Origin of the sequence: Bartonella queenslandensis AUST/NH15 (genome assembly GCF_000312585.1) — a bacterium.
Taxonomy (GTDB): domain Bacteria; phylum Pseudomonadota; class Alphaproteobacteria; order Rhizobiales; family Rhizobiaceae; genus Bartonella; species Bartonella queenslandensis_A.
This window is the reverse complement of the sequence record NZ_HE997987.1, coordinates 36,164-39,458: the sequence shown is the minus strand read 5'-3', so window position 1 is coordinate 39,458 and position 3,295 is coordinate 36,164. Positions and strand designations below refer to the sequence as shown.

General features: G+C 33.2%; 3 protein-coding genes and 1 pseudogene. 3 read left to right on the top strand and 1 reads right to left on the bottom strand.

Going from position 1 to position 3,295, the window contains the following annotated elements; genetic code table 11:
- A partial coding sequence (locus BN338_RS03000) for an isochorismatase family protein (protein WP_156809242.1) occupies positions 1–329 on the top strand: 329 nt, incomplete at its 5' end.
- A 351-nt stretch (positions 330–680) separates the two neighbouring features.
- Here the strand turns inward: BN338_RS03000 and BN338_RS02995 are convergent.
- Positions 681–1,729 (bottom strand): annotated as a pseudogene (locus tag BN338_RS02995) (DUF475 domain-containing protein).
- Between the two features lie 363 nt (positions 1,730–2,092).
- On the opposite strand from BN338_RS02995, the gene BN338_RS02990 reads away from it, so the two are divergent.
- On the top strand, positions 2,093–2,632 hold the full coding sequence (locus BN338_RS02990; protein WP_039758916.1) for a helix-turn-helix domain-containing protein: 540 nt from the start codon (positions 2,093–2,095) through the stop codon (positions 2,630–2,632).
- A gap of 397 nt (positions 2,633–3,029) precedes the next feature.
- Positions 3,030–3,197 carry a YegP family protein gene (locus BN338_RS11040; RefSeq protein ID WP_083868429.1) on the top strand — a complete coding sequence of 56 codons (168 nt, stop codon included), beginning with the start codon at positions 3,030–3,032 and terminating at the stop codon, positions 3,195–3,197.
- Positions 3,198–3,295: the final 98 nt, after the last annotated feature.

The window sequence follows — 3,295 nt, the reverse complement described above, 5'->3', positions numbered from 1 at the left end:
ATCCATCTCTTAGAGTAGAAAAAGCACAGCTTATCCTTAGAAAAGGCTATAATAAAAAAATGGACAGCTATTCTGCTTTTCTTGAAAATGATCAAAAAACACCAACAGGCTTACAAGTTTACCTTAAAGCACACGGTTTTACCAAGCTCGTTATGTGTGGTTTAGCAACGGACTTTTGTGTTGGATTTTCTGCTCTTCACGCCATACAATGTGGTTTTAAAGTCAGCGTTTCATTAAATGCCTGCGCTGGTATTGATGTAAATGAATCCCTCAACACAATGCTTAAAACGATGAATGAAGCTGGTGTCGAACTGTTAATGGTCTCCTAAATATTGTTTCTGACTATCTATTATAAAGAAATAAATTATTCTCTTACACATCACAAAAATGGAAATAAAAATCATTCCAGAAAGCAGAAAAAATGCTTCTTATGAATCGTTAAATATAAAAGCTGTCGTCGTACTGAAAGCTGGTAAAAATTATAGCGCCCTTTTGCACCGTGTATTTAAGTCAAAGTTATCTAAAAGATTTTAAATTATTCCCTTCATGGAAAGAATCATGCCATGGATTCAGCTTTAAAATAATGACGTCAATCAAGAAAAACAATAGCACTTTGTTTTGCATGAAAGTCCCCTTCTATTAAGGATATACGATAAACAAAAGCATGAAATTTTCATTACTTAAGATGCAACATGTTTCTCCAATTGACGATGCTTAAAACGAATCGAGGAATACAATGCCATTCCAATAATACAAACTCCCACAAGTCCTGTTAAGACTTCAGGAACCGGTATAATTGTTTGCAGATACATAATTACGGCAAGAACTAAAATTGCATAAAAAGCACCATGCTCCAAATAGCGATAATGCAACAATGTCCCTGATTCGACCAACATAATTGTCATAGAACGAACGTAAAATGCACCAATACCAAGACCAATCGCGATAATAAAAAGGTTATGGGAAAAAGCAAAAGCACCAACCACACCATCGAAAGAAAAACTCGCATCAAGAACTTCTAAATAAAGGAACGCCCCGAGTCCCCCTTGAGCCACTGTCGTTAAAGTCTTTTTAGGAGCATCCAAGAGATGACTGACAGCTTCAACACCTATAAAAGTCAAAAGCCCATAAAGGGCTGCTAATAAAAAAGTGACTTTATCTTCCGCAACAATCTGCCCTGACACGAATAAAATCAAAATCAAAACAATTGCAATATCAATCCCAGCAAACGCTCCCAATTTTTGAGCAAATCTCTCTATAACCTTAAGCCAATGCACTTCTTTTTCAGAATCAAAAAAATATTTTAAGCCAACCATCATAAGGAAAGTTCCTCCAAAAGCAGCAATTCCCATATGTGCATCGGTCAAAACTTCGGCATATCGATGGGGTTCTCCTATCGCTAATTTAACGGCCGCAATTGGATTAATCCCAACAGCAACGACAACTACCAACAACGGAAAAACAATCCGCATCCCAAATACAGCGATCAAAATACCCCATATAAGAAAACGACGACGCCATAACGGCTCCATTCGACCAAGAACACGTGCATTGATAATAGAATTATCAAAAGATAAAGAAATTTCTAAAATCCCTAAAACACAGCAAATAAAAAAATATTTAAGAAAGCCAGTAATGCTTCCCGTTTCAAACCAACCAATAACCCCTCCTAAAAAGACACCAATAATCGTGAAAAAAAAGCAAACCCAAAATAGCGTAATAGGGCCATGATTATTCCTCAAAATTTATTTTCTCATTCATCTACAGTACACAGATAGTGCAAATTGAAAGCTTGTATCTCTTTAAAGTTGCATCTCTTAATGCAGAGGTGTATAAAGTATATATGGTAAAGTTACATGAAAATTTTCTTAAAAAAAGCAAGAGACAAATGCGGTAAACAGAGATTTTTTTTGAAATAAATATTAATCATCAATACAATAGAGTTGAGAGATTGTTTTCTATCCATAAAAATAAAAAAATAAAGAAAAATTAAAACGATAAATATTGACATTATGTCATAGAATATTAATACATAGTGTGCTTTTATTATTTAATAATTTATACCATGATGATTTACTGAGGGAGATAATTCGTGGCACGTCCTGAAACTGAATCAAAAACCATATTTGGAAAACGTTTACGTTATGTACGTCTTGCTTTAGGTGATCCATCACGTGAAACCTTAGCTAAAAGTTTTAGCATGACAAAAAATTCTATTGCTTTTTATGAACGTGGAGAGAGAGAACCCAATCTTAGTGTCTTACAAACATACCGCACGTTATATGGTGTCAACATTAATTGGCTTTTAACCGGACAAGGGAAAATGTTTGACGCCGAATATACAAAGGGTGATTTTGACTGGAATTATTTTATTAAAAAAATTGAGGGACTAGAAGAAACACTTGCCAAGAGTGATCGTAATGAAAAACTAAATCAAGAAAAAATCGACAGCTCTTATGAAAAATTGCAGCAATATTTGTCAAGACAAGGTTTATCAAGCGGTTTTAACCCTAAAACTGCAACCTCTCTGATTGATATGAAAGCCAAAATGGCTAATTCTTATACCCTTAGCTTATTTATTGATTTACTCATTCGAAGCGTATCCCAAAAAGAAGTTATAGCGAATCAATAAACGTGTATTTTAAAAGAAAAAACAAGAAGCAATTAAACGTAACCAGTATGGAGGAAAGTATTCTTCCTTTTTCCATGCTGGTGGAAATTTGTGTGCTCTATAAAACTTATTTCTATAAAATAAAAGTATTTTTACTGTAAATGAACGTATAGTATTGTTAAATTAAAAGAAATAGTTTTATAGTATAAAATTCTCATTCACATCTTATTGACAAATTTTTTTTTCTTGTTAAAAAAATAATAGCTCTCATAGAAATATTTTTTAAGGTCAGAAAATTTAAGGGGAATATATTGACGACTTCCTATAGAGACATACATTAGTATTGGTAAATGGGTTAGTTGAGTATTTATCCTGAAAATTATCAGCTATTTTATGAGGTGGGAAACATGATTTTGAGGTGTTTCAAGGAGTTCACAATCAGTGGTATTGGCGTTTAATCTCGGGAGACGCACAAAAAATTGCTTTTTCTAGTAAAGGGTATCCAACAAAACAAGATATCTTAATGAATATTGAACAAATCAAAGAAATCACCCATAAAGCTTTTATCAGAGAACTGCAATCTTAACATTCTTCACCATTAAGATAAGGATTTAGTTTGTATAAATGGGAGTTTGAGTTACGTTTTTAATGAATAAAAAGGGGAGGTTTTTTTCAATGAAGAAA